This is a genomic window from Streptomyces sp. NBC_00513 (genome assembly GCF_041431415.1).
In the GTDB taxonomy this organism is placed as follows: domain Bacteria; phylum Actinomycetota; class Actinomycetes; order Streptomycetales; family Streptomycetaceae; genus Streptomyces.
Window position 1 is genome coordinate 5,514,054 of sequence record NZ_CP107845.1, and the last position, 22,188, is coordinate 5,536,241.

Below are 22,188 nucleotides of genomic sequence, written 5' to 3' on the forward strand. Positions count from 1 at the left end.
GCATGCTCGAGGAGGCTCTTGAGCACCTCGTGAAGGGCATTGTGGACAACCCCGACGAAGTGCAGGTCGCCTCGCGCGACCTGCGCCGCGGGCAGGTGCTGGAAGTCCGGGTCCACCCGGACGACCTGGGCAAGGTGATCGGTCGCAACGGCCGCACCGCACGTGCTCTGCGTACCGTCGTGGGCGCCATCGGCGGCCGGGGGATCCGCGTCGACCTCGTCGACGTGGACCAGGTCCGCTGAGACCTGTCCGTTGAAAGCGTGAATCACCGGCGACGGGCCGGGGAGGGCATACGTGCCCGCCCCGGCCCGTCGTCGTCTGAACAGGAGAGACACACAGTGCAGCTGGTAGTCGCGCGGATCGGCCGCGCCCACGGGATCAAGGGTGAGGTCACCGTCGAGGTACGGACCGACGAGCCCGAACTGCGGCTCGGACCCGGCGCCGTGCTCCAGACCGAACCGGCGTCCGCGGGTCCGCTGACCATCGAGACGGGCCGGGTGCACAGCGGCAGGCTGCTGCTGCGCTTCGCCGGGGTGAAGGACCGCACGGGCGCCGAGGCGCTGCGGAACACCCTGCTCATCGCGGACGTGGACCCGGCGGAACTGCCGGAAGAGCCCGACGAGTACTACGACCACCAGCTGATGGACCTGGACGTGGTGCTGGAGGACGGCACCGAGGTCGGTCGGATCACCGAGATCTCCCACCTGCTCTCGCAGGACCTGTTCATCGTCGAACGGCCCGACGGCACCGAGGTGATGATCCCCTTCGTCGAGGAGATCGTCGCCGAGATCGACCTGGAAGAGCAGCGCTGTGTCATCACCCCGCCGCCAGGACTGATCGACGACCACGCGGTGATCGCTTCCGAGCGCGACGACGCGGACGACAAGGGCGACGCGGACGACAAGGACGACGAGGCCGCCGCTCCCGGGGCAGACGCCTGATGCGTCTCGACGTCGTCACGATCTTCCCCGAGTACCTGGAGCCGTTGAACGTCTCCCTCGTCGGCAAGGCCCGGGCCCGCGGGCAGCTCGACGTTCACGTCCACGACCTGCGGGACTGGACGTACGACCGCCACAACACGGTCGACGACACCCCCTACGGCGGCGGCCCGGGCATGGTCATGAAGACCGACCCGTGGGGCGAGGCCCTGGACACGGCGCTCGCCGACGGCTACGAGGCCGGCGCGCACGGCCCGGTCATCGTCGTCCCGACGCCCAGCGGTCGGCCCTTCACCCAGGAACTCGCCGTCGAGCTCTCCGAGCGACCCTGGCTGATCTTCACCCCCGCCCGGTACGAGGGCATCGACCGCCGCGTCATGGACGAGTACGCGACGCGCCTGCCGGTGTACGAGGTCTCCATCGGCGACTACGTCCTGGCGGGCGGCGAGGCGGCCGTCCTGGTCGTCACCGAGGCCGTGGCCCGGCTGCTTCCCGGAGTCCTCGGCAACGCCGAGTCGCACCGCGACGACTCCTTCGCCCCCGGCGACATGGCCAATCTGCTGGAGGGGCCCGTCTACACGAAGCCCCCGCAGTGGCGCGGCCGGGGAATCCCGGACGTGCTGCTGAGCGGCCACCACGGGAAGATCGCGCGCTGGCGCCGCGACGAGGCGTTCCGTCGCACCGCCGCGAACCGCCCCGACCTGATCGAGCGCTGCGAGGCGTCCGCCTTCGACAAGAAGGACAGGGCGATGCTCGGCGCGCTCGGCTGGAAGCCCTCCGCCGACGGCCGATTTTGGCTCAGGCCGCAGGCCGTGGAAGAATAGGCGGCTGCTGTGTGCTCGCGGGCGCCCCTGCCACAGGGGGATCGTCGTCCGTCGAGTGACGCGGCTCCCGAATTCTCTCCGGAAACCCGCTTCGGCGACCTGTGGCGCCGTGCGAAGAAAGCAGACGAAGCACATGTCTCACCTGCTCGATGGCGTCAACGCCGCCTCGATCCGCTCCGACGTCCCGGCCTTCCGCCCCGGTGACACGATCAACGTGCACGTCCGCGTGATCGAGGGCAACCGCTCCCGTATCCAGCAGTTCAAGGGTGTCGTCATCCGCCGTCAGGGCGCCGGCGTCTCCGAGACCTTCACCGTTCGCAAGGTCTCCTTCAGCGTCGGTGTCGAGCGCACCTTCCCGGTGAACTCCCCGATCTTCGAGAAGATCGAGGTCGTCACCCGCGGTGACGTGCGTCGCGCCAAGCTGTACTTCCTCCGTGAGCTCCGCGGCAAGGCCGCGAAGATCAAGGAGAAGCGCGACCGCTGATCTCATCTCCGGGTCCAGGGGCGGGCCGGATAGGCTCGCACCCGATGGACACCGAAGCAGAGCTCACACGACGCGACCACTCCTCCCCCGATCAGGGGGAGGGGCGGTCGCGTTTCGCGTTCTCGTGGAAGCGGGTCGGACTGCTCGGTGTGATCTGCACGGTCTTCCTGCTGCTGTTCAGCAATTTCGTCCTACAGCCCTTCCTGATCCCGAGCCGATCGATGGAGCCGACGTTCCGGGTCGGTGACCGGGTCCTGGTCAACAAGCTCGCCTACCGGTTCGGCGACCAGCCGCGACGCGGGGACCTCGTCGTCTTCGACGGCAGGGGCTCCTTCGTACCGGAGGGGGCAGGATCCGGCTCGATGGGCGAGAGCCTGCGAGGCGCGGCGTCCGCACTGGGCATCGGGGACCCGTCCGAGACCGACTTCGTGAAGCGGGTGGTGGGGGTGGGCGGTGACGACGTGGTCTGTTGCGACGCGGGCGGCCGGATCCGGGTCAACGGCACCACGCTCGACGAGCCCTACCTGTTCCCGGGGGACACCGCCTCGAAGGTGCCCTTCCGGATCGTCGTACCCCTTGGGACCCTGTGGGTCATGGGTGATCATCGCTCCCAGTCCCGGGACTCCCGGGACCACCTGGGGGAGCCGGGCGGGGGGATGGTGCCGGTGGAGAGGGTGATCGGGCGGGCCGACTGGATCGGCTGGCCGCTCTCGCGTTGGGGCGCCGCGGGGCCCGCGGGCGGCGGACATGGGTAGCCGGCGACGACGCGGCCGCGGTCGCCGGGAGCCCGAGCATTGGGTGGAGGCGCCGTCGAGGCCCGCCCCGGCACGAGGGCCGGTGCCCACGACGCCCGTGCGCGAGCCCGACGGGGGCAGCCGCGCCGACCGCCGCCGGCTGGCGCGGCGGGTCAAGAGACGCAGACGGACCCGACGGGTCGGCGAGGTGCCGCTGCTCGTCGTGGTGGCCCTGTTCATCGCGCTGCTCCTCAAGACCTTCCTCGTACAGGCCTTCTTCATCCCCTCCGGCTCGATGGAGCAGACGATCCGGATCGGCGACCGGGTCCTGGTCGACAAGCTGACGCCGTGGTTCGGCTCCAAGGTCGAGCGGGGCGACGTCGTCGTTTTCAAGGACCCCGGCGGGTGGCTCAAGGGAGAGGCCACCCGGCCGCCCAAGGACCCCGTCGTGGTCAAGCAGGTCAAGGAGGTCCTGACCTTCATCGGACTGCTGCCCTCCGCCGATGAACAGGACCTGATCAAGCGGGTCATCGGCGTCGGCGGGGACACGGTCACCTGCTGTGATGCCAAGGGGCGGATCACCGTCAACGGCGCGCCGCTCGACGAGCCGTACGTGAACCCGGGCAACGCCCCCTCGGAGATCCGCTTCACGGTCCGGGTGCCGGAGGGCCGGCTGTTCGTGATGGGCGACCACCGCGCGAATTCCGCCGATTCCCGCTTCCACCTCGACGAGGGCTTCGGGGGCACCATCGCCGAGGACGGGGTCGTCGGGGAAGCCGTGGTGATCGCCTGGCCGTACGACCACTGGCGCAGGCTGGAGCAGCCGGCGACCTTCCTCACGGTCCCCGATCAGGCACGACGCGGACGGCGCGAGCCACGTGGGCGTCGTCGGGGTACGTCGGTCGCATAGTGTGTCCTCGGTCTCCCGAGCCTTAGGGAACTCCCGCTCGTTAGGGGAGGGGAGGGCCCGTTCCCGATCCGGCACGGGCGGCGATTTCCGATGTGAGGGAGTGGATGTGGGGGATGTGGCGGTAGGCGCACGATCCGGACGCGACGAGGGCGAGGAGCGGCCGGACGACGCCGTGGGGAGCGATGCCGAGTTCGCGAAGGACGACGCGGAGGACGAGGGCGCCGAGGCGCGCCCGCAGCGTTCGTTCTGGAAGGAGCTTCCGCTCCTCATCGGTATCGCCCTGCTGCTGGCCCTGCTGATCAAGACCTTCCTGGTGCAGGCGTTCTCGATCCCGTCCGACTCGATGCAGAACACCCTGCAGCGGGGCGACCGGGTACTGGTGGACAAGCTGACCCCGTGGTTCGGCTCGGAGCCCGAGCGCGGTGAGGTCGTCGTCTTCCACGACCCCGCGAACTGGCTGTCCGGTGAGGCCACCCCGGAGCCCAACTTCATGCAGCAGGTGCTCAGCAAGATCGGCTTGATGCCGTCCGCGGACGAGAAGGACCTGATCAAGCGGACCATCGCCATCGGCGGGGACACGGTCGAGTGCAAGAAGGGGGGGCCTGTCGTCGTCAACGGCAAGGAGTTGGACGAGCCGTACATCTTCCCCGGCAACACCCCTTGCGACGACTTCCCGTTCGGCCCCCTCGTCGTCCCGAAGGGCTCGATCTGGGTCATGGGCGACCACCGGCAGAACTCCCAGGACTCCCGCTACCACCAGCAGGACTCGACGCGCGGGTTCGTTCCGGTCAAGGACGTCGTCGGGCGGGCCGTGGTCGTGGCGTGGCCGGTCACGCGCTGGTCCACCCTCCCGGTTCCGGACACCTTCGACCAGCCGGGCATCGGCGACCAGGCAAAGGCGACGGCCCTCGGCCTCGGGGCCGCCGGTCTCGCGCCCGTCGGGCTCGGCCCGGCGGCGTTGGGGCTCACCGGCGCGGTTCCGCTGGTCATGTGGCGTCGACGGAGGCTGACCAAGGGCCGTACCGCCCGGTAGGGTGCCGCCCAGGTCACCGATCTCCGAAGTGTGGGGGCGCTGGAATGGGCGGAACACAATACATGAGCGGTGGCAGCGATGGCCGCGGCGGTCTCGGCAACGTGTTGTCGGGAATCGCCGTGGCCATCGGCTTCGTGCTCTTCCTGGGCGGCTTCGTCTGGGGGGCCGTGATCTACCAGCCGTACACGGTGCCGACCGACTCGATGGTGCCCACCGTGCGTCCGGGGGACCGGGTGCTCGCGCAGCGGATCGACGGCGGCGAGGTGCGGCGCGGAGACGTGGTGATCTTCACCGACTCGCTGTGGAGCGACACCCCCATGGTCAAGCGCGTCGTCGGCATCGGCGGCGACACCGTGAAGTGCTGCGGCGCGGGCGGCCGGCTCACCGTGAACGGCCGGGAGCTGGACGAGCCGTACATCGACGACGCGAAGCCCGCCGGGGCCCTCGACGGCATGGCCCCGGCGGGCAGGGCGGCCTCCGACACCCCGTTCGAGGTGACGGTCCCCGAGGGCAACCTCTTCCTGCTGGGCGACCGGCGGGCCGGCTCGCTGGACTCCCGCGCACACCTCCAGGAGGCCGGTCAGGGCACGGTGCCCCGATCGGCGGTCAACGGCCGGGTGGACGCGCGGGCGTGGCCCTCCATGACGATGCTGGAGCGGCCGGCGGCGTACCGGTCCCTGGCCGGCGGCGTGTCGTCGCCCGGGCCGCTGCGGCTCCAGGTGATCGCCATCGTGATCGGCGCCGCCCTCGTGGTGGTGGGCGCCGCGTACGGGCCCCTCGCACGGGTCCTCGGGCGCGGGCGACGGGAGCGGTCCGATGCCCGCTGAGCAGGCCGAAGGCCCGCGCAAGGTGGCGCGGGTGATCCTGCTCGACCCCGAGGACCGGATCCTGCTGCTGCACGGCTTCGAACCGGACGATCCGTCGGACGACTGGTGGTTCACCCCGGGCGGGGGCCTGGAGGGGGCGGAGAGCCGGGAGGAGGCCGCGCTGCGGGAGCTCGCCGAGGAGACCGGGATCACCGAGGTGGACCTGGGGCCGGTGCTGTGGCGACGCCACTGCGCGTTCCCCTTCGACGGGCGGCGCTGGGAACAGGACGAGTGGTACTTCCTCGCCCGGACCACCCGGACGGACACCGACATGAGCGGGCTCACCGAACTGGAGCGCCGCAGCGTGATCGAGGCCAGGTGGTGGACCTCCGAGGAACTTCTCGCGGCACGTGAGACGGTGTACCCGACCAGACTCGCCGAGCTGCTCCGTAGGCTGCTCGACGACGGTCCTCCGGGTACGCCGGTGGTCCTGGCCCCGGAAATCGTTTAGGGGCGCGGGGGCCTGGCGCACAATAGGGGGACGCACGGCTGAAGGGGAACATGCCATGAGCGCCGAGGACCTCGAGAAGTACGAGACCGAGATGGAGCTGAAGCTCTATCGGGAGTACCGCGACGTCGTCGGGCTGTTCAAGTACGTGATCGAGACGGAACGCCGTTTCTACCTCACCAATGACTACGAGATGCAGGTGCACTCGGTTCAGGGGGAGGTCTTCTTCGAGGTCTCGATGGCCGACGCCTGGGTCTGGGACATGTACCGGCCGGCTCGCTTCGTGAAGCAGGTACGGGTGCTGACCTTCAAGGACGTGAACATCGAGGAGCTCAACAAGAGCGACCTCGAACTCCCGGGCAGCTGACGGGCGCCCCGTCACCCCTGTGGGTGGCGGGGTTCTCCACAATCCCCCGGTTGTCCACCAAGATCCACTCGGTGGGCGGGGACGCGGGATCGTCGGTGCCGGAGGTGGTGCCGGATGAACGCGAAGAGCGTGGCACAGCAGGCATTGGGGCGGTACGGCGAGGAGCTGGCGGTGCGCCGGCTGGCCGAGGCCGGGATGACGGTGATCGCGCGGAACTGGCGATGCCGCAGCGGGGAGATCGACATCGTCGCGCGGGACAAACAGGAGGAATTGCATCTGATGCAACACTCCTCCCGGCGCGATGACTGCCGTTCTCCCTGCTCAGTCGCCTGCAAGGTGGGCGACTTGCCTGAGTGGGCAGGGCGCCTACCAGCAGCCTAGCAACTCAACTCAACAATGTTGCGTCTGATACAACAGTCTCCATGGGGTCTGTGGCGCCGGGTTCGGCGCATCTTGTGTTGGCGCGGAACGTGGTGCACCTGGATCCAGCTCCGGCCGTCTTCAAGGCGATGGTCGAGGGCTGGGCCCGGCAGCAGTCGGCGCGGTTCCTGAAGTCCAAGACGATCGACCCGCGCCTGCGGATCATTCACCGGTTGGAGGAGTTCACCGGCCAGTACCCGTGGCAGTGGACACCTGCGGATGGCGAGGCCTTCATCTCCCATCTGCGAGGCGGCAGCAAGCCGATCCAGATGTCGACCGCGCGGAGCTACGAGGTCACGATCAGCCTGTTCATGGAGTACCTCCTGGATGCCCGCTACGGGTGGGTGCAGGCTTGCTCGGAGCGGTTCGACGAGACGCCGCAGGAGGTTTTCCACGAGGGAAACTCGGTCCTGCACACGGTCGAGTACGAGGGCGATCCTCGCCGGCGGCCGCTGACCTACGACGAGATCCAGGCCCTCTTCGACGCGGCGGACGCCCGCGTGAGCAAGATCCGCGGACAGGGCCGCAAGGGCGCCCTGTGTGCTCTGCGGGACGCGGCCGTGCTCAAGACCGTCTACGCCTACGGAGTACGCCGCACCGAGGCGTCCCGGTTGGATCTCTCTGACCTGCGGCGCAACCACAAGGCGGCGAAGTTCGGTTCCTTCGGCAGCGTCATGGTCCGGTTTGGCAAGTCCACCAAGGGCTCCCCGCCCAAGCGCCGGACGGTGCTGACCGTTCCGGAGATGGACTGGGTCATCGACGTGTTGAAGGACTGGCGGGATGAGATCCGGCCGCAGTTCTCACCGGGCAGGCACCCAGCTCTCTGGGTCACTGAGCGAGCCGGCCGTCTTTCACCCCGGTCGATCAACGATGCCTTCGTGGTTGCCCGCCGCGACGCGGACCTCGACGAGGACCTGGACCTGCACTGCCTGAGACACTCCAACATCACGCACCTGACCGAGTTCGGCTACCCGGCCCGGTTCGTTCAGGAGCAGGCCGGGCACTCCCACGCGTCAACCACGGCTATCTATATGGGTGTGTCGAACGAGTACCGCAACAAGCTGCTGGAGAAGTCGATGAGGAACAGGCTGGGCGACGACTGGGACGTGACGCCATGATCAAGAAGATGGGCTACCAGTGGCAGCTGCGGCAGCTGATGGCCGAGCGGCAGATGTTCCAGACCTCAGACCTGGTGCCCTTGCTCGCGGAGCGAGGGGTGACCCTCTCGCGCGAGCAGGTCTACCGGCTGGTGACGCAACCTCCGCAGCGGATGAGCATGGACACCCTGGTCGCGCTCTGCGACATCCTGGACTGCACCCCGAACGACCTGATCAAGCCCGAGGTCGTCAACGTCCAGCTTCGTAAGACCTCCGGCGGCGACGCGGGCCCAGCCCCGACCGAGGCTCGCCGCACAGTCATCCGGCGTCCCGGCCAGCCGTGAGGCAGCCGCCGACTGAGCGGCGAGTGCGTGCTCGCGAACTCGCCGACGCCCGGGCCCGACTCGTCGGACACGTCCGAGAAGCGATTGGGCCGGCAATCAGCCGGGAGGAGGCCCAGGCCGCTCTGGAGGAGGCCCGCTGCTGGAACCCCAAGATCGCCAGAGCGCTCGATGACCACATAGCCGAGTACCCGAAGGCATTGACCGGCCCGTCGCCTCAGTGCCCGATGTCATTGGTCAGGCTCCTGCAGGTGCTCACGGCCAAAGGACACGGCGACGCGGTCACTCTTCTGCCTTGCGCGATCTGCGGCCGCACCGATCGCAAGATCCGCCGCGTCACTCCTGAGGGCCGCTGCTGCGACTGGTGCGTGACGAAAGGCAGTCTGCGCCGGTGTGACCGTTGCGGACAGGACGGAGTCATCTTCGCCCGCCGCGAGGAGGGCGGGATTTGCCAGAGGTGCTACCGCAAGGACGGGCACTACCTGAAGACCTGCGCCGGCTGCGGCCGGCTCAGGCCGCCCACACGTCGGCTCGAGGACGGCGGCTGCCTCTGCAGCAGCTGTGCTCCCAAGCCCGAACGTGAATGCGCCGGCTGCGGAACCTGGGCCCGCCCGGTCTCCGGATCGCTCTGCAGGCGTTGTTACGTCGCACCTCTCCGGCCGTGTGGTCGGTGCGGGCAAGTCCGCGAGGTCGGCAAACGCGGCTCTGATGGCGAACCCGACCTCTGCAAGAGCTGCAACCGCGGACCGCAGAAAGAGTGCAGCGTCTGCGGGCACGTCCGCACGGGCAGCAAGCTGCCCGACGGAGGCTGGCGATGCCACCCCTGCCGGCCCCGTGCGATGCGCCAGTGCGGATACTGCAACTCCATCGCGCCCACCCAGGCCACATGGCCACTGGGTTCCGTCTGCGGCGCCTGCTACTGGAGCAGGACCAGGAAGCCGGAACCCTGCGCGAGCTGCGAGGTCTCCAACGTGCTGGTCGGCCGGGACGATCAAGGCCGCGAGATATGCGGCCCGTGCTCCGGCTCGGACATCGCCTTTTCCTGCGTTCGCTGCGGTTTCCCCGGCGACATCTATGCCGGCGGCTGCTGCACCCGCTGCGTCGTGAAAGATCGCGTCCACGATCTCCTCGCCCAGGACAACGGGGTGATCACCCCGCAGCTTCTCCCCCTCGCTCAAAGCCTTACAACGGCCGAACACCCCCGATCCATCCGGGGCTGGCTCAGCCGAAGCCCCGCCGCCAAGCTCCTGGCTACCCTCGTATCAGCGCAGGCGGAGATCACCCACGAGCACCTGGACACCCTGCCCCAGGACCCCAACCTCCGCTACATCCGGGACCTGCTGGTTGCCACCAAGGTCCTCCCTCGACGCCACGAGATCTTCGCCAGGCTCGAACTCTGGGCCGCGGAGATCCTTGCCGCACGCCCACGGCACCAGTTGTCCGTCCTTCGGCCCTTCGTCGAATGGCAGATCGTCCGCGACGCCCGCCGACGGGCAGCGCGAGACCAGTACACCGCCGGCGCCGCTTCAGGCGACCGTCTCGAAATTCGCTCGGCCTTCGACTTTATGGACTGGCTCGACAAAACGAACCTCGAGCTGAAGGACGTCACCCAGGCTGACCTGGACCTCTGGCTCGAAGGCATCAAGCCCAGCCGCCGCGAAGGCGTCGCCTCATTCCTCCGCTGGACAGCCGCCCGCCGCCTCACCACCAATGTCTCCGCGCCGCGGCAACCAGTCGGTATGCCCTCGCGGTTCCAGGCAGAGGACGAACATGCCCGGCAACTGCGACGTTGCCTCAACGACGACACCCTGCCGCTGCCGATTCGCATCATCGGCGCTCTGATCAGGCTCTATGGCCTACCCACCACCCGCATCATCACGTTCACGACCGACCTCTACCGCCGCGAAGAGGACGGCGCCTACTTCACCTTCGGCCGCCACCCGGTCCTGCTCCCACCCAAGCTGGCACGGCTTATCGAAGACCAGATCGCCCAACCCCGGATCGCCTCAGCCTTTCGGCCCACCGCCGACGACACTCCGGCCTTCCTGTTTCCCGGACAACCGCCCAGTCGCCCCCGAAGTGCCAACTCGGTGCATCAGCTCATGAAGAAGCACGGCCTCCCGATCATTGAGGCCCGGAACACGGCCATGATCGAGGCCGCGAGCGACCTCCCGCCGATCGTGATCAGCGACCTTTTCGGGGTTGGTGCCACCACCGCGGAGACGTGGGCGAAGTATGCCCAGGACAGCTGGGCGGACTACCTCGCAGCATGCGAGGAGGACGACTAGCCGGCGCAGGGATCACCCCACCATATGTCGAGTACGAGTCTCGTACTCGACATATGGTCGGCTTGGTGGTGCACTGGAGTCATGACCACTCCACGGCTCACGAAGCCCACCATCGGCGTTCTGGAGGTGTTGCTGGCAGCCTCCAGCGACGACCCTCCCTGGGGTCTGAGCATCTGCATGGATGCGGACCTCGGCTCCGGCACCGTCTATCCGATCCTGGACCGGCTCCACGAGATCGGCTGGGTCTCCTACCGGGACGAGACCACCCCTCACCCCGGCCGCCCCGCTCGCCGCTTCTGGGAGCTGACCGGCACTGGTCGCGCGCAGGCGCAGGCGGCACTGGACGCCCGCAGGGCGCGACGCGGATGGCGGCAGAGCTTCGCCGGGGGCACAGCGTGAAACTGCACATCGTGATCAAGCCCTTCGACATCACCATCGCTGGCACGGGGGTGGTGGGGGGAATCGCTGCCGGGATTTGGCCCGGGTCCGGGACGGACCGCGTCGCGATGATCGGCGCCGTGGTCGGCCTGGTTTCCGTCCTGATGCAGCTGAAGTACTTGCTGAAGCGGAAGAACCAGAAGATCGTCATTGAGCTTCTGATCGGCTCGCCGAGGATTGGCCCCCGGCTGACCCGCGGCACCGCATCGCTCGCCGCCAGGCTGGCCGGCGGGCGCCGAAGTTACGGCGCGGCCTTCCAGGCTGACCTTGATGGACACCCGGACAGCGGACGGGTGCTGAGCCCGAAGGCGCAACGGCGCCATGCGATTGGGCTTCTCAAGGCCGCTCTCAAGATGCGCTTGCACGATCTGACCAGGCCTTGCTGGACGCCCGTGGACTGGATCCTGCGCAGCAACTCCCGGACCAACACGTTCATCACCGCCGCCGTGGGCGCCTTGGTGATCTACATCCAGGTCACAAGCGGGTTGCACACCTTGCTCGTGGAGGGTCTGCACTCGTGCGCAATCGTTGGAGCCGGGCTCTATGGGCTCTCGCGGTGGCTCCGCAAGATCCGAGGTATTCAGCCGCTCGAAGCCGACCCCAAGGGACAGGCCGATAAGTAGGCCACCGATTTCACACCTGCCCGCCTCGCAACCGAGGCGGGCGCATTTGTCTGTTGCGCCAGCTGGTTCCTCACGACACCGGCCGAATAGCGCACGACCTGAACACTGCCTCTCTACCAGTCGGCGACGCCCTCGTCGTGTGCGAGGTCAAGACACGCAGGGCCGGACCGCCCGAACACCCCCCTTTCGAACACCCCATGGCCGCCGTGCGGCCGGGCAAGGCCGAACGGCTCCGACGGCTCGCCGGGCGCTGGCTCGCCGACCACGGCGGACCGCCTCCGGGCGGTGTGCGGATCGATCTGGTCGGCGTCCTGCTGCCGAGGCGCGGCGCGCCCGTGGTGGAGCACGTCAGGGGGGTGGCCTGATGGGATTCGCACGGGCCTGCTCGGTCGCCCTGGTGGGCGTCGAGGGTGTGGTCGTCGAGGTCCAGGCCGACCTGGAACCGGGGGTCGCGGCCTTCACCCTCGTCGGGCTGCCCGACAAGACCCTGGTGGAGAGCCGCGACCGGGTGCGGGCCGCGGTCGTGAACTCCGGGGCCCAGTGGCCCCAGAAGAAGCTCACGGTCGGACTCAGTCCGGCCTCCGTGCCCAAGTCGGGAGCCGGCTTCGACCTCGCCGTGGCGGCGGCCGTCCTCGGCGCCGCCGAGGTGATCGAACCGGAGGTGATCGCCGACCTCGTCCTCATCGGGGAACTGGGGCTCGACGGCCGGGTGCGACCGGTCCGCGGGATCCTTCCGGCCGTACTCGCCGCCGCCGAGGCCGGATACCGGCAGGTGGTGGTGCCCCGACAATGCGCGGCCGAGGCCATGCTCGTCCCGGACGTCTCCGTCCTCGGCGTCAGCAGCCTGCGCCAACTGATCGCCGTGCTCACCGACGGGGAGGTGCCCGAGGAGGAGCCGGAACCGGCCGGTCGGCCCGATCCGATGCTGGCCGGGTTGCTCGTGCCGGGCGCGGGGCTCGGCAGCGGGATCTCCCGCGCCGGCGGGGACGGCTCCGATCATCCCGACCTGGCGGACGTCGCCGGGCAGCACGCCGCCCGTCGGGCCCTGGAGGTGGCGGCCTCCGGGGGACACCACCTGTTCCTCAGCGGACCCCCGGGCGCGGGCAAGACGATGCTCGCCGAGCGGCTGCCCTGGATCCTGCCGCCGCTCACCCGACAGGACTCCCTGGAGGTGACGGCCGTCCACTCGGTCGCGGGAATCCTCCCGCCCGGCGAACCGCTCGTCGCCAGGCCCCCGTACTGTGCGCCCCACCACTCCGCGACCATGCAGTCGTTGGTCGGCGGCGGGGCCGGGGTGCCCAGGCCCGGGGCGGTGTCCCTGGCCCACCGGGGGGTGCTCTTCCTGGACGAGGCCGCCGAGTTCGGGGTCAAGGCGCTCGACGCCCTGCGGCAGCCGCTGGAGGCCGGGCACGTGGTCATCGCCAGGGCCGCCGGAGTGGTAAGGCTGCCGGCCGGGTTCCTGATGGTGCTCGCGGCCAACCCGTGCCCCTGCGGGCGGCACACCGTGCGCGGGGGCGGCTGCGAATGCCCGTCCTCGGTGATCCGGCGCTACCAGGCCAGGCTCTCCGGACCCCTGCTCGACCGGGTGGACCTGCGGGTCGAGGTCGAGCCCGTCAGCCGCCGCGACCTCCTGGGCGGGGCGGGCCGGGGCGAGTCCAGCGCGGTGGTCGCCGCCCGGGTCGGGGAGGCCCGGGACCGCGCCGCCACCCGGCTCGCGCAGACCCCGTGGCGGCTCAACTCCGAGGTCCCCGGTCACCAGCTCCGCACCCGCTGGCAGGCGGCGCCGGGCGCGCTGGTCCAGGCCGAGCAGGACCTGGAACGCGGCCTGTTGACGGCGCGGGGGCTGGACCGGGTGCTCCGGGTCGCCTGGACCGTCGCCGACCTGCGGGGTCGGGACCGCCCCGAGGCGCCGGACGTGGCCGTCGCGCTGGAACTGCGTACCGGGATCGCCCGCGGGGCCACGCGGATCGTGGGGGCGGCGGGGGCCGCGTCATGACCGGGGAGACGGAAGCCGAGGCGGAGATGCCGGCGCGGGCCGCCCTGACCCGGGTCCTGGAACCGGGCGACGCGCACGGCGGGCGCCTGCTCCGGGAGCTGGGCGCCGTGGAACTCATGCGGCGGCTCACCGACCCCGAGCCGGGAACCTGGACGCCGGCCGGGGTGGGGCCCGAGCGGCTCGCCGGATACCGCGGACGGGCCGCCCTGGCCGACCCGTTGCGGGACCTGGAGACCGCAGCCGAGGCGGGCGTGCGGTTCGTCTGCCCGGGGTCGGCGCAGTGGCCGACCCAACTGGACGACCTCGGCGACGCGCGGCCCGTGGGGCTCTGGCTCCGGGGCGGGCCGGACCTGCGGACCTGGGCGCTGCGCTCCGTCGCCGTGGTCGGGGCCCGCGCGTGCACCCCGTACGGGGCCCACATGGCGCAGACCCTGGCGGCAGGGCTCGCCGAGCGCGGCTGGGTCGTCGTCTCCGGAGCCGCGTACGGCATCGACGGCGCGGCCCATCGCGGCGCCCTCGCCTCGGGCGGGGCCACGGCCGCGGTGCTGGCCTGCGGGGTGGACGTGGCGTACCCCAAGGGGCACGCCGGGCTCCTCGGCCGGATCGCCGGCCAGGGGCTGATCCTGGGAGAGCTGCCGCCCGGCAGCCATCCCACCCCGAGCAGGTGTGTTAACTGCACCATCGTCTTCGATTACGGAGCGAGATGATCTACGTCTGCAAGGAAGTGTGTGTTGCAAGACCTGCATCGCCAGCTGATCGAGGGCCGGGCTGATGTGCCCCGTGTCGGCTCGGTCGTCGAGCTGGAATCCATACCCCGGTACGCCGTTCTCGGGCCTGACGGTATTCCGGTCGCTTGCGTCGTCCCGTACCTGCGGGGTCTGACCCTGGACGACAACCGGCCGTTGACCGTCAAGAGCTATGCGTACGACCTCCAGCGCTGGTTCAGGCTGCTGTGGTTCCTCGGAGTCCAGTGGGACCGCGCGACTGAGGCGGAGGCGTCCGCGCTGGTCGGCTGGCTGCGTGTTGCCCCCAATCCGCAGCGTCAGCGCCGGAAGCCCGACTCGCCGCAGCCAGGCTCGGTGAATCTCCGTACTGGCAAGCCCTACCTCAGGGCCGGATACGCGCCGGCGACGATCAACCACTGCCTGACCGTGGTCAGCAGCTTTTACGCCTACCACCGGCACTACGGCCGGGGCCCGCTGGTCAACCCGGTGCCCGAGTCCCGGGCTCAGCGGAGGGCGCTCGGGCACCGTGCCCCGGACAGCGAGGTCCCGCAGTTCCGGCGGGCGCGACTGCGACAGCGCGTCCGGCAGACTGACCCCCGGGCGATTCCTGACGCGATGTGGGACGAGTTCTTCGAGGTCATGACCTGTGACCGGGACCGGGCTGCCATCCTGCTCTATGTCTCCAGCGGCTCGCGGGCCAGTGAACTGCTGGGCGTCACGCCGGGCGACATCGACTGGCCCAAGCAACTGATCTGGGTGGTTACCAAGGGCACCACCGACCGCGAGGCGGTCCCGGTCAGCCCGCAAGCGCTCACGGTCCTGGCCGCCTACCTCGACCACATCGGGCTGCCGTCGGTCCACGAGCCGATCCTCCGCACCCGGCGGGGCCCGGACCGGCCGCTGACGTACTGGGCGATGCGCCGGGTGATCCAGCGCGCGAACGACAAGCTCGCCACGAACTGGACCCTCCACGACCTTCGGCACACAGCCGCGAACCGGATGGCGAACGACCCCAACCTCACGCTCGCCCAGGTCCGCGCGATCCTGCGGCACAGCGATCTGGCAACCACCGGCCGCTACCTGAACGCTCGGGTTGAGGACCTCTTCGACGCCCTGCAGGCGCACTACAACCGGCCCCGCATCCAGCGAACATTCACGGCTGGCTACGACGCAGAGGACATCAAGGCGGTGTTCGGTGGCTAACCGCGCGACGGTCGACACCTATACGGTCCGCAACCGGCGCCAGAACTACGAGGAGGTCCCCAGGCAGAAGGGGCCGACCCGGTTTGCCAGCGCCGCAGTGAAGGCCGCTCCGGCACCGCGGCCCGCGGAGCCGCCGGCGCCCTTCGGGGACCTGTCGACGGCCACCATCGCCGAGCTCTGTGATCTGTCCGGCGACCTGCTGCCGGGCCAGAGCCGGCCAGTGGTCGCGAGACGTCAAACAGGCATCAGGTTGCTGTTCTCCCACCTTGAGACCCTGCCGGGGAACACTTGGCAGGACCGCTGGGAGGCCAGCGGCTTCAACGCGGCGAACGCCCCCTCGGTCAACACCTTGGGCCGGCCTGAAGTCCGCGACGAAGGCAGCACCGTGGTCTCGGCCCTGAAGATGATGTTCGTTGCCCGCGGCATCCAGCCCTCGCTTTCAGGCTTCCGGGCGAACACGTTCCTCGAATACGCCGACTTCTTTCAGAAGGTCCGGAAAGACCCCCAACTCGAAGCGGCCTTCGCGATGGCTGATGCCCAGCAGCAACTCAGAGCGGTCCACCGGCATCGGGCGAAGTTCGACATCGCCTGCGCTCTCACGACGCAGGGCATCGACCTGGTCGATCTGACCCCGGCGGCCCTGCTGCACTACTCGCTGGAGAACAAGCGGCTGGGCCTGACCCACGGCGCGAACAAGGACACCACCCGGTTCGCCGCCCTGGGCGCCTGGGAGGTCCTGCACAAGATGGGCCATTTCCCGCCCGGGACCGCCCCCACTCTGCGGACGTTCATCTACAACGGGCAGCGGAGCGTCGAGGAACTCGTCGACCAGTACGGCATCAACAACGCCGGCATCCGCCAGCTGCTGATTGACTACCTCGTCCGTCGCAAATCGGACACCGACTACATCACCCTCGCTGGGCTCGCACGCCACCTGGCCAGCACGTTCTGGTCCGTCGTCGAGCAACTCAACCCTGACCAGAAGGACCTGGACCTGGGCCAGGACCTCTACGACCAGTGGCGGGCCGAGCTTCAGTACTGGCGGAAGGACGGGAAGACGGACCGGACCCGGATCCGCAAGGACGCCGCCTCCGTCCTTCTGTCCGTCCGCGGCCTCTACATCGATCTCCACAGCTGGGCGATCGCCGAGCCGGAGCGGTGGGCTCAGTGGGTAACCCCCTGCCCCATCTTGCCCAGGGACCTCAAGGGGTTCGGTAAGCGCCGGCGCGAGGTCAGCCAGCGGATGGCCGATCGGACCCGGGTCCGTCAGCCCTTGCTGCCGGTCCTCGTTAACCACGTCGAGGCCCGCTACGAGCATCTGGTCAGCCTCCTGGACGCCGCAGGTCCCCTTCCGCTGGGCGAGATCTTCGAGCACCAAGGGCGCACCTACCGCCGCAGCCAGTCCCGCGAGGATCAACGTCGGGCCAAGAGCCATGCCGAGTCGTCCGTCCGCGTCATCGCGCAGGACAACGGGGAGGTGATCAACGTGACGTTGGCTGAGGACTCGGCGTTCTGGGAGTGGGCGGCCGTCGAGATCCTGCGGCACAGCGGCATTCGCATCGAGGAGCTCGTGGAGCTGACCCACCTCAGCATTCGCCAATACCAGCGTCCCAACGGCGAGGTCATCGCCCTGCTGGTCGTCGCACCCTCCAAGAGCGAGCGCGAGCGGGTCATCCCGATGTCGGCCGAGCTCTTCCACGCCATCGCCCAGATCATTCGCCGGCAGACACGTGACGGCCAGGCGATTCCGCTCGTGACGCGCTACGACGGACACGAGAAGACCTGGTCAGAGCCGATGCCCTTCCTCTTCCAGCGGCAGATCGGCACCCTCCGCGGCGTCCTGGCACCGACCACGGTCCTGGGCATGCTCAGTCGCAGCTGCAAGCAGATCGCTGAGACGAACGCGGCGTTCGCTGGCACCAAGTTCACTCCGCACGACTTCCGAAGGCTCTTCGCCACGGAGATCGTCAACGGAGGGCTGCCGATCCACATCGGTGCCGCCCTACTCGGCCACCTGAATCTCCAGACCACTCAGGGTTACGTCGCGGTCTTCGCTGAGGACATCGTTCAGCACTACCAAGAGTTCCTGAACCATCGCCGGGCCCAGCGACCCGAGGGCGAGTACGTCGACGTCACGCCAGAGGAGTGGGCCGATTTCGAGGAGCACTTCGACAAGCGCAAGGTCGAGCTGGGCAACTGTGCTCGACCTTATGGATCACCCTGCCAGCACGAGCACGCCTGCATCCGCTGCCCAATGCTGCAGGTCAACCCCAAGATGCTGCCCCGGCTCGCTGAGATCGAGAAGGACCTGCTCCTTCGACGCAAGCGCGCCGAGGAAGAGCAATGGCTCGGCGAGATCGAAGGCATCGACATGACCTTGACCTTCGTTCGAACCAAGCAGGCCGATGCCGCACGCCTCACTCGGCGGACACCTGTGGCCCTCGGAATCCCGACCAGTCGCCCAACATCATGATCCGGTGACGGAAGGGTTGAGCCGCCTGTCCTGCCCGCCAGCTACCACCGTCGGCCAGCTACTCAGACCTGGGCGAGGTCGCACGGCTCCTGGGATGGTGACGTCCCAGGAAAGTTGCAGGTCAGAACGTCAGAACGGTCTGTCGCGGGCCCGAAGAAGAGCTACGGACAAGTCGCTCCTTCTGACATGCAAAACGATGGACAGCGACTTCACCTGAGCTCCATCGCTGCTGGTCAGGCGGCTTTGAGTCGCTGAGGAGTGATCTTGAGCAAGGGTCTCTCCAAGAAATCTTGGAGAGACATCAAGAAAACAGGGCTCGAGATCCGTATAGAGAGTAGGCGCGTCTTCCCAGAGGTGCCGGTTCGAACAGAACACGTCGTGCTGGTCCGACTGTTGGCTCCGGGCAAAGAGATACCAACAGTCGGGCCACTCGGCTAGCCCATACCGAACGGTTACGCCTCGTCGCTAGTAGACGCAGGCGTATTTTTGCTGCCCCATAACAGAGGGTGGTCGCGTTCTCTCTTTGCGTATGGTCCTGGCGGGGCTTTCTGGAGAACATGATTGGTGATCTCGAAGAGGCCCGCCCGGACCTCACCAGGGATCACCCACCACTCACACCTCTGGGATGATCATGAGTTCGGACAGCAACAGCCCCGCCGCCGCGGTGGGGCTCGTGAACCGCTTCAAGCGCTGGAGCCTCTCCTCAATCGTCGTGGCGACTGAGGCGATCCAGCACTTCGCCGAGGCCGGCACCGGCTGGGGCTCCGACACCGAGCGCGTCCAGGCGTGGGCCATCTGGGCCCTCGGGATCCAGCTCGTCGTGACGGGCGCCATCGCCGTGAAGCGCAAGCTGCAGGCCCTCGACTTCATCGAGCTCCGTCTCGGGCGCAAGGCGCACGACGACGAGGACACTCACAATGTGACCCGGCGGCGACCCGCCAGCGGCCAGGATCGACAGCCGCCCGTCCGTGACAACCGGCCCCCCACCCGCAGTCCGGGTGAGGGGCGTCCGGCCGCCGGGCCGGGCGAGCGCGGGGCTCGCCGGAACCACCGCGACCCCGGCCAGGGCCGACAGCGTCGACGCGAAGCGGAGGAACAGGACGCGCGTCAGCCCGAGCGGGACACCCATGAGGGTGCCTGACCAGTCAGATGCCTATTCGCCCCACGACCGTCACCGGTCGTGGGGCCACGGCTTCGCGGAGTTTTACGCTGACCAGTTCGAGGCCGTCGTCGCATACCTCATGGCGCAGAGGACTCAGGAGAGCGACGCACGCGACATCGCTCAGGAACTCTTCCTCTCGTTCAACGAAAAGTGGGACGAGGTGAAGGAGGCGGTACATACTCGCGCCTACGTTCGGACGGCCGCTCGCCACCGCCGGATCGACTACTACCGCAGGCCGTCGAACCGCCTAGTGGTTCCAGTCGAACACGAGTCGCTGAGCGCGATCCGTGCTCCGAACGAAGGCTTCAACGTCGACTTCTACGATGGGTTCTACGCCGACTTGGATGAGGTCCTCCGAGAGAACCTTTCCTATCAGCAGCGTCGTGCAGTCCTTCTCGTGGCCTTTGGCATGAAGCACTCGGAGATCGCCGCGGAGATGGGGCTCACCATGTCGACGGTCGCCACCCACATCGGCAATGCGCGGCAGAAGCTCGCTTCCAGCGGGTCGTTGGTCGCACTGCTCGCCGGCAGTTACGAGTGACCGGAGGCACGTCAAGGGCCGAGCGCCCAGGCTGCCTCCGCTCATCTTCCTGGGGGACTGGACAGGTCCTTCTTGACTTGGTGCAGAGAAGGTTCGTGTTGCGCAACCGGGTCATCGCCGCCCTCACACGGGGCACGGTCGTCATCGAGGCGGCCCACCGAAGCGGCTCACTGGTCACCGCCCGACGGGCCCAGGCACTCGGCCGGTTCACCATGGGCACCCCCGGCCCGGCCACCAGTGGACTCTCCGCCGGCGTCCACGAACTCCTGCGCGGCGAGGCGGTGCTCGTCACCGACGCCGCGGAGGTGATCGAGCTGGTCGGCGGCATGGGGGAGCTGGCTCCCGAGCGGCGCGGGCCCGTGCTCGCCCGGGACCTGTTGGACCCGGCCGCGGCGCGGGTGCTCGAAGCCCTGCCGGCGGACCGGCCCGTGCCGGCGGAGGAGGTCGCCGTCGCCGCGGGCGTCGGCACCGATGAAGTCATCGGCAGACTGTACGAACTTCACTCTCTGGGGTTCGTCGAACGGCAGGGCGACGGCTGGCAGTTGACCATGCGGAGGTCGAGAGGAGGCGCACAAACCGACGCCACCCGGCGAGGCGGTCGTTGACCTGGGGCGTTCCGGTGAAAGAGTGAAGCCGATGAGAGATGCGGTGTTCCGGTTGGCAGTCGTCGGGACCGTGCGCGAGGCGCCGGTCCGGAGCCGCCCGTGCCGGTCGGGGCGCCCCGACGGCGGCGCGGGATCCCGTACTCTTCGCGCACCGCGACACTTCCGTCACGCTACGCTCCCAACGAATCCGGCTCCGGCAAAGGCGAAGCATGCCCCAGCACACCTCAGGGTCTGACCGCGCTGCGGTGCCCCCCGCTGCCCGCGGCAGCGTGCGGTCCACCGCGCCCTCGTCCCTGGAGGTGCTGTGGCGCTCGTACAAGGACTCCGGTGACGAGCGACTGCGGGAGCAGTTGATCCTGCACTACTCGCCGCTGGTCAAGTACGTCGCGGGCCGGGTCAGCGTGGGCCTGCCGCCCAATGTGGAACAGGCCGACTTCGTCTCCTCGGGAGTCTTCGGACTGATCGACGCCATCGAGAAGTTCGACATCGAACGGGCCATCAAGTTCGAGACCTACGCCATCACCCGTATCCGCGGCGCCATGATCGACGAACTCCGGGCCCTCGACTGGATCCCGCGTTCCGTCCGGCAGAAGGCGCGGGCCGTCGAGCGGGCCTACGCCACGCTGGAGGCCCAGCTGCGGCGCACCCCGACCGAACACGAGGTCGCGGGAGAGATGGGCATCGCGGTCGAGGAACTCCACACGGTCTTCAGCCAGTTGTCCCTCGCCAACGTGGTCGCCCTGGAGGAACTCCTGCACGTGGGCGGGGAGGGCGGCGACCGGCTCTCTCTGATGGACACCTTGGAGGACCACGCCGCGGACAACCCGGTCGCCGTCGCCGAGGACCGCGAACTGCGCAGGCTGCTGGCCAGGGCCATCAACACCCTCCCGGACCGGGAGAAGACCGTCGTGACCCTCTACTACTACGAGGGCCTCACGCTCGCGGAGATCGGCAACGTGCTGGGCGTCACCGAGAGTCGGGTCAGTCAAATCCACACCAAGTCGGTCCTCCAGCTTCGGGCGAAGCTGGCGGATGTGGGGCGCTGACGGGGCCGGCCCTTGCGGGACGTCCGTAGAGTGGTCGTGTGCCCAGGATTCGAGCGGCCTCCGTGGCCGAGCACCGGTCGATGCAGCGCGGCGCCCTGTTGGACGCCGCGCGTTCCCTGCTGTCCGAAGGCGGTACGGAGGCGCTGACCTTCCCCGCTCTGGCGGAGCGGACCGGCCTCGCCCGGTCGTCTGTCTATGAGTACTTTCGGTCGCGCGCGGCCGTCGTCGAAGAGCTGTGCGCGGTGGACTTCCCCGTCTGGGCCGCCGAGATCGAGGCGGCCATGGCTTCCGCCGAGTCGCCGGAGGCCAAGATCGAGGCCTACGTCCGCAGCCAGCTGGGGCTCGTGGGCGACCGGCGCCACCGCGCGGTCGTCGCGATCTCGGCCAGTGAGCTGGACGCCGGCGCGCGGGAGAAGATCCGCGCCGCGCACGGCGGGCTGGTGGCGATGATCGTCGAGGCGCTCGCGGGCCTCGGGCACGCCGAACCGCGCCTCGCGGCGATGCTGCTCCAAGGCGTCGTGGACGCGGCCGTCCGGCGGATCGAGCTGGGCGCCGCGGAGGATCCGGTCGTGATCACGGACGCCGCCGTCGCCATGGCGCTGCGGGGCGTCCGGGGCTGACCCTCG

22 protein-coding genes and 4 pseudogenes are annotated in these 22,188 nt (G+C 69.0%); all 26 read left to right on the plus strand.

Going from position 1 to position 22,188, the window contains the following annotated elements; genetic code table 11:
- The first annotated feature begins 2 nt into the window (after nt 1-2).
- The 26 genes and pseudogenes from OHA84_RS25560 (at nt 3) to OHA84_RS25685 (ending at nt 22,182) form a co-directional block, all read left to right on the plus strand.
- Nucleotides 3-242: an RNA-binding protein gene (locus OHA84_RS25560; RefSeq protein ID WP_030708535.1), complete on the plus strand. Its 240-nt coding sequence runs from the start codon at nt 3-5 to the stop codon at nt 240-242.
- 96 nt (nt 243-338) lie between these two features.
- Entirely contained in the window at nt 339-941 is a 603-nt protein-coding gene (rimM, locus tag OHA84_RS25565) for a ribosome maturation factor RimM (RefSeq protein ID WP_266969609.1), read from the plus strand.
- The gene (gene trmD, locus OHA84_RS25570) at nt 941-1,762 is read left to right on the plus strand and encodes a tRNA (guanosine(37)-N1)-methyltransferase TrmD (RefSeq protein ID WP_053675141.1); all 822 of its coding nucleotides are present in this window, start codon (nt 941-943) and stop codon (nt 1,760-1,762) included. Before rimM ends, trmD begins: the two co-directional genes overlap by 1 nt.
- A 133-nt stretch (nt 1,763-1,895) precedes the next feature.
- A complete protein-coding gene (rplS, locus tag OHA84_RS25575) occupies nt 1,896-2,246 on the plus strand; it encodes a 50S ribosomal protein L19 (protein WP_053675143.1) in 351 nt (116 codons plus the stop codon).
- A 44-nt stretch (nt 2,247-2,290) separates the two neighbouring features.
- Complete coding sequence (lepB, locus tag OHA84_RS25580) at nt 2,291-3,001, plus strand: signal peptidase I (protein ID WP_053675145.1); 711 nt, start codon at nt 2,291-2,293, stop codon at nt 2,999-3,001.
- A gap of 82 nt (nt 3,002-3,083) precedes the next feature.
- Nucleotides 3,084-3,890: a signal peptidase I gene (lepB, locus tag OHA84_RS25585; protein WP_371591455.1), complete on the plus strand. Its 807-nt coding sequence runs from the start codon at nt 3,084-3,086 to the stop codon at nt 3,888-3,890.
- A gap of 115 nt (nt 3,891-4,005) precedes the next feature.
- Entirely contained in the window at nt 4,006-4,923 is a 918-nt protein-coding gene (gene lepB, locus OHA84_RS25590; protein ID WP_053675149.1) for a signal peptidase I, read from the plus strand.
- Nucleotides 4,924-4,985: 62 nt separating this feature from the next.
- On the plus strand, nt 4,986-5,750 hold the full coding sequence (gene lepB / locus OHA84_RS25595) for a signal peptidase I (protein WP_266969607.1): 765 nt from the start codon (nt 4,986-4,988) through the stop codon (nt 5,748-5,750).
- Nucleotides 5,740-6,240, plus strand: coding sequence for an NUDIX hydrolase (locus OHA84_RS25600; RefSeq protein ID WP_053675153.1), 501 nt, complete (start codon nt 5,740-5,742; stop codon nt 6,238-6,240). Before lepB (OHA84_RS25595) ends, OHA84_RS25600 begins: the two co-directional genes overlap by 11 nt.
- 55 nt (nt 6,241-6,295) lie before the next feature.
- A complete protein-coding gene (locus tag OHA84_RS25605; RefSeq protein WP_005311352.1) occupies nt 6,296-6,604 on the plus strand; it encodes a DUF2469 domain-containing protein in 309 nt (102 codons plus the stop codon).
- Nucleotides 6,605-6,718: 114 nt separating this feature from the next.
- A pseudogene (locus OHA84_RS25610) lies at nt 6,719-6,862 on the plus strand (YraN family protein); the annotation flags it as partial.
- Nucleotides 6,863-7,026: 164 nt separating this feature from the next.
- The gene (locus OHA84_RS25615; RefSeq protein WP_266969605.1) at nt 7,027-8,142 is read left to right on the plus strand and encodes a site-specific integrase; all 1,116 of its coding nucleotides are present in this window, start codon (nt 7,027-7,029) and stop codon (nt 8,140-8,142) included.
- Nucleotides 8,139-8,465 (plus strand): helix-turn-helix transcriptional regulator, encoded by a 327-nt coding sequence (locus tag OHA84_RS25620; RefSeq protein ID WP_266950135.1) that lies wholly within the window; start codon nt 8,139-8,141, stop codon nt 8,463-8,465. The genes OHA84_RS25615 and OHA84_RS25620 overlap by 4 nt, the downstream gene beginning before the upstream one ends.
- A gap of 968 nt (nt 8,466-9,433) precedes the next feature.
- Nucleotides 9,434-10,750, plus strand: coding sequence for a hypothetical protein (locus OHA84_RS25625; RefSeq protein WP_266969604.1), 1,317 nt, complete (start codon nt 9,434-9,436; stop codon nt 10,748-10,750).
- Between the two features lie 81 nt (nt 10,751-10,831).
- A complete protein-coding gene (locus OHA84_RS25630) occupies nt 10,832-11,149 on the plus strand; it encodes a PadR family transcriptional regulator (protein ID WP_266950139.1) in 318 nt (105 codons plus the stop codon).
- Complete coding sequence (locus tag OHA84_RS25635; RefSeq protein ID WP_266950141.1) at nt 11,146-11,811, plus strand: hypothetical protein; 666 nt, start codon at nt 11,146-11,148, stop codon at nt 11,809-11,811. Before OHA84_RS25630 ends, OHA84_RS25635 begins: the two co-directional genes overlap by 4 nt.
- A 122-nt stretch (nt 11,812-11,933) precedes the next feature.
- Nucleotides 11,934-12,176, plus strand: a pseudogene (locus OHA84_RS25640) (YraN family protein); the annotation flags it as partial.
- On the plus strand, nt 12,176-13,807 hold the full coding sequence (locus tag OHA84_RS25645) for a YifB family Mg chelatase-like AAA ATPase (protein ID WP_266969602.1): 1,632 nt from the start codon (nt 12,176-12,178) through the stop codon (nt 13,805-13,807). The pseudogene OHA84_RS25640 and the gene OHA84_RS25645, both read left to right, overlap by 1 nt.
- Nucleotides 13,804-14,478: pseudogene (locus OHA84_RS25650) on the plus strand (DNA-processing protein DprA); the annotation flags it as partial. The gene OHA84_RS25645 and the pseudogene OHA84_RS25650, both read left to right, overlap by 4 nt.
- Nucleotides 14,479-14,538: 60 nt before the next feature.
- On the plus strand, nt 14,539-15,735 hold the full coding sequence (locus OHA84_RS25655; protein WP_266969282.1) for a site-specific integrase: 1,197 nt from the start codon (nt 14,539-14,541) through the stop codon (nt 15,733-15,735).
- Nucleotides 15,728-18,208: a site-specific integrase gene (locus OHA84_RS25660; protein WP_266969280.1), complete on the plus strand. Its 2,481-nt coding sequence runs from the start codon at nt 15,728-15,730 to the stop codon at nt 18,206-18,208. Before OHA84_RS25655 ends, OHA84_RS25660 begins: the two co-directional genes overlap by 8 nt.
- Before the next feature lie 631 nt (nt 18,209-18,839).
- A complete protein-coding gene (locus OHA84_RS25665) occupies nt 18,840-19,349 on the plus strand; it encodes a hypothetical protein (protein ID WP_266969278.1) in 510 nt (169 codons plus the stop codon).
- Nucleotides 19,342-19,911: an RNA polymerase sigma factor gene (locus OHA84_RS25670; RefSeq protein ID WP_266969276.1), complete on the plus strand. Its 570-nt coding sequence runs from the start codon at nt 19,342-19,344 to the stop codon at nt 19,909-19,911. Before OHA84_RS25665 ends, OHA84_RS25670 begins: the two co-directional genes overlap by 8 nt.
- A gap of 89 nt (nt 19,912-20,000) precedes the next feature.
- Nucleotides 20,001-20,516, plus strand: a pseudogene (locus OHA84_RS25675) (DNA-processing protein DprA); the annotation flags it as partial.
- Nucleotides 20,517-20,725: 209 nt separating this feature from the next.
- Nucleotides 20,726-21,562 carry an RNA polymerase sigma factor WhiG gene (whiG, locus tag OHA84_RS25680; RefSeq protein ID WP_266950145.1) on the plus strand — a complete coding sequence of 279 codons (837 nt, stop codon included), beginning with the start codon at nt 20,726-20,728 and terminating at the stop codon, nt 21,560-21,562.
- A gap of 62 nt (nt 21,563-21,624) precedes the next feature.
- Nucleotides 21,625-22,182: a TetR/AcrR family transcriptional regulator gene (locus OHA84_RS25685; protein WP_053675163.1), complete on the plus strand. Its 558-nt coding sequence runs from the start codon at nt 21,625-21,627 to the stop codon at nt 22,180-22,182.
- Nucleotides 22,183-22,188 lie beyond the last annotated feature (6 nt).

Excerpts from the sequence above, each read along its gene's own strand:
- OHA84_RS25560 (WP_030708535.1), top strand. The coding sequence starts at position 3 with ATGCTCGAGGAGGCTCTTGAGCACCTCGTGAAGGGCATTGTGGACAAC.
- trmD (WP_053675141.1), top strand. The coding sequence starts at position 941 with ATGCGTCTCGACGTCGTCACGATCTTCCCCGAGTACCTGGAGCCGTTG.
- rplS (WP_053675143.1), top strand. The coding sequence starts at position 1,896 with ATGTCTCACCTGCTCGATGGCGTCAACGCCGCCTCGATCCGCTCCGAC.
- lepB (WP_053675145.1), top strand. The coding sequence starts at position 2,291 with ATGGACACCGAAGCAGAGCTCACACGACGCGACCACTCCTCCCCCGAT.
- lepB (WP_266969607.1), top strand. The coding sequence starts at position 4,986 with ATGAGCGGTGGCAGCGATGGCCGCGGCGGTCTCGGCAACGTGTTGTCG.
- OHA84_RS25600 (WP_053675153.1), top strand. The coding sequence starts at position 5,740 with ATGCCCGCTGAGCAGGCCGAAGGCCCGCGCAAGGTGGCGCGGGTGATC.
- OHA84_RS25605 (WP_005311352.1), top strand. The coding sequence starts at position 6,296 with ATGAGCGCCGAGGACCTCGAGAAGTACGAGACCGAGATGGAGCTGAAG.
- OHA84_RS25615 (WP_266969605.1), top strand. The coding sequence starts at position 7,027 with ATGGGGTCTGTGGCGCCGGGTTCGGCGCATCTTGTGTTGGCGCGGAAC.
- OHA84_RS25620 (WP_266950135.1), top strand. The coding sequence starts at position 8,139 with ATGATCAAGAAGATGGGCTACCAGTGGCAGCTGCGGCAGCTGATGGCC.
- OHA84_RS25630 (WP_266950139.1), top strand. The coding sequence starts at position 10,832 with ATGACCACTCCACGGCTCACGAAGCCCACCATCGGCGTTCTGGAGGTG.
- OHA84_RS25645 (WP_266969602.1), top strand. The coding sequence starts at position 12,176 with ATGGGATTCGCACGGGCCTGCTCGGTCGCCCTGGTGGGCGTCGAGGGT.
- OHA84_RS25665 (WP_266969278.1), top strand. The coding sequence starts at position 18,840 with ATGAGTTCGGACAGCAACAGCCCCGCCGCCGCGGTGGGGCTCGTGAAC.
- whiG (WP_266950145.1), top strand. The coding sequence starts at position 20,726 with ATGCCCCAGCACACCTCAGGGTCTGACCGCGCTGCGGTGCCCCCCGCT.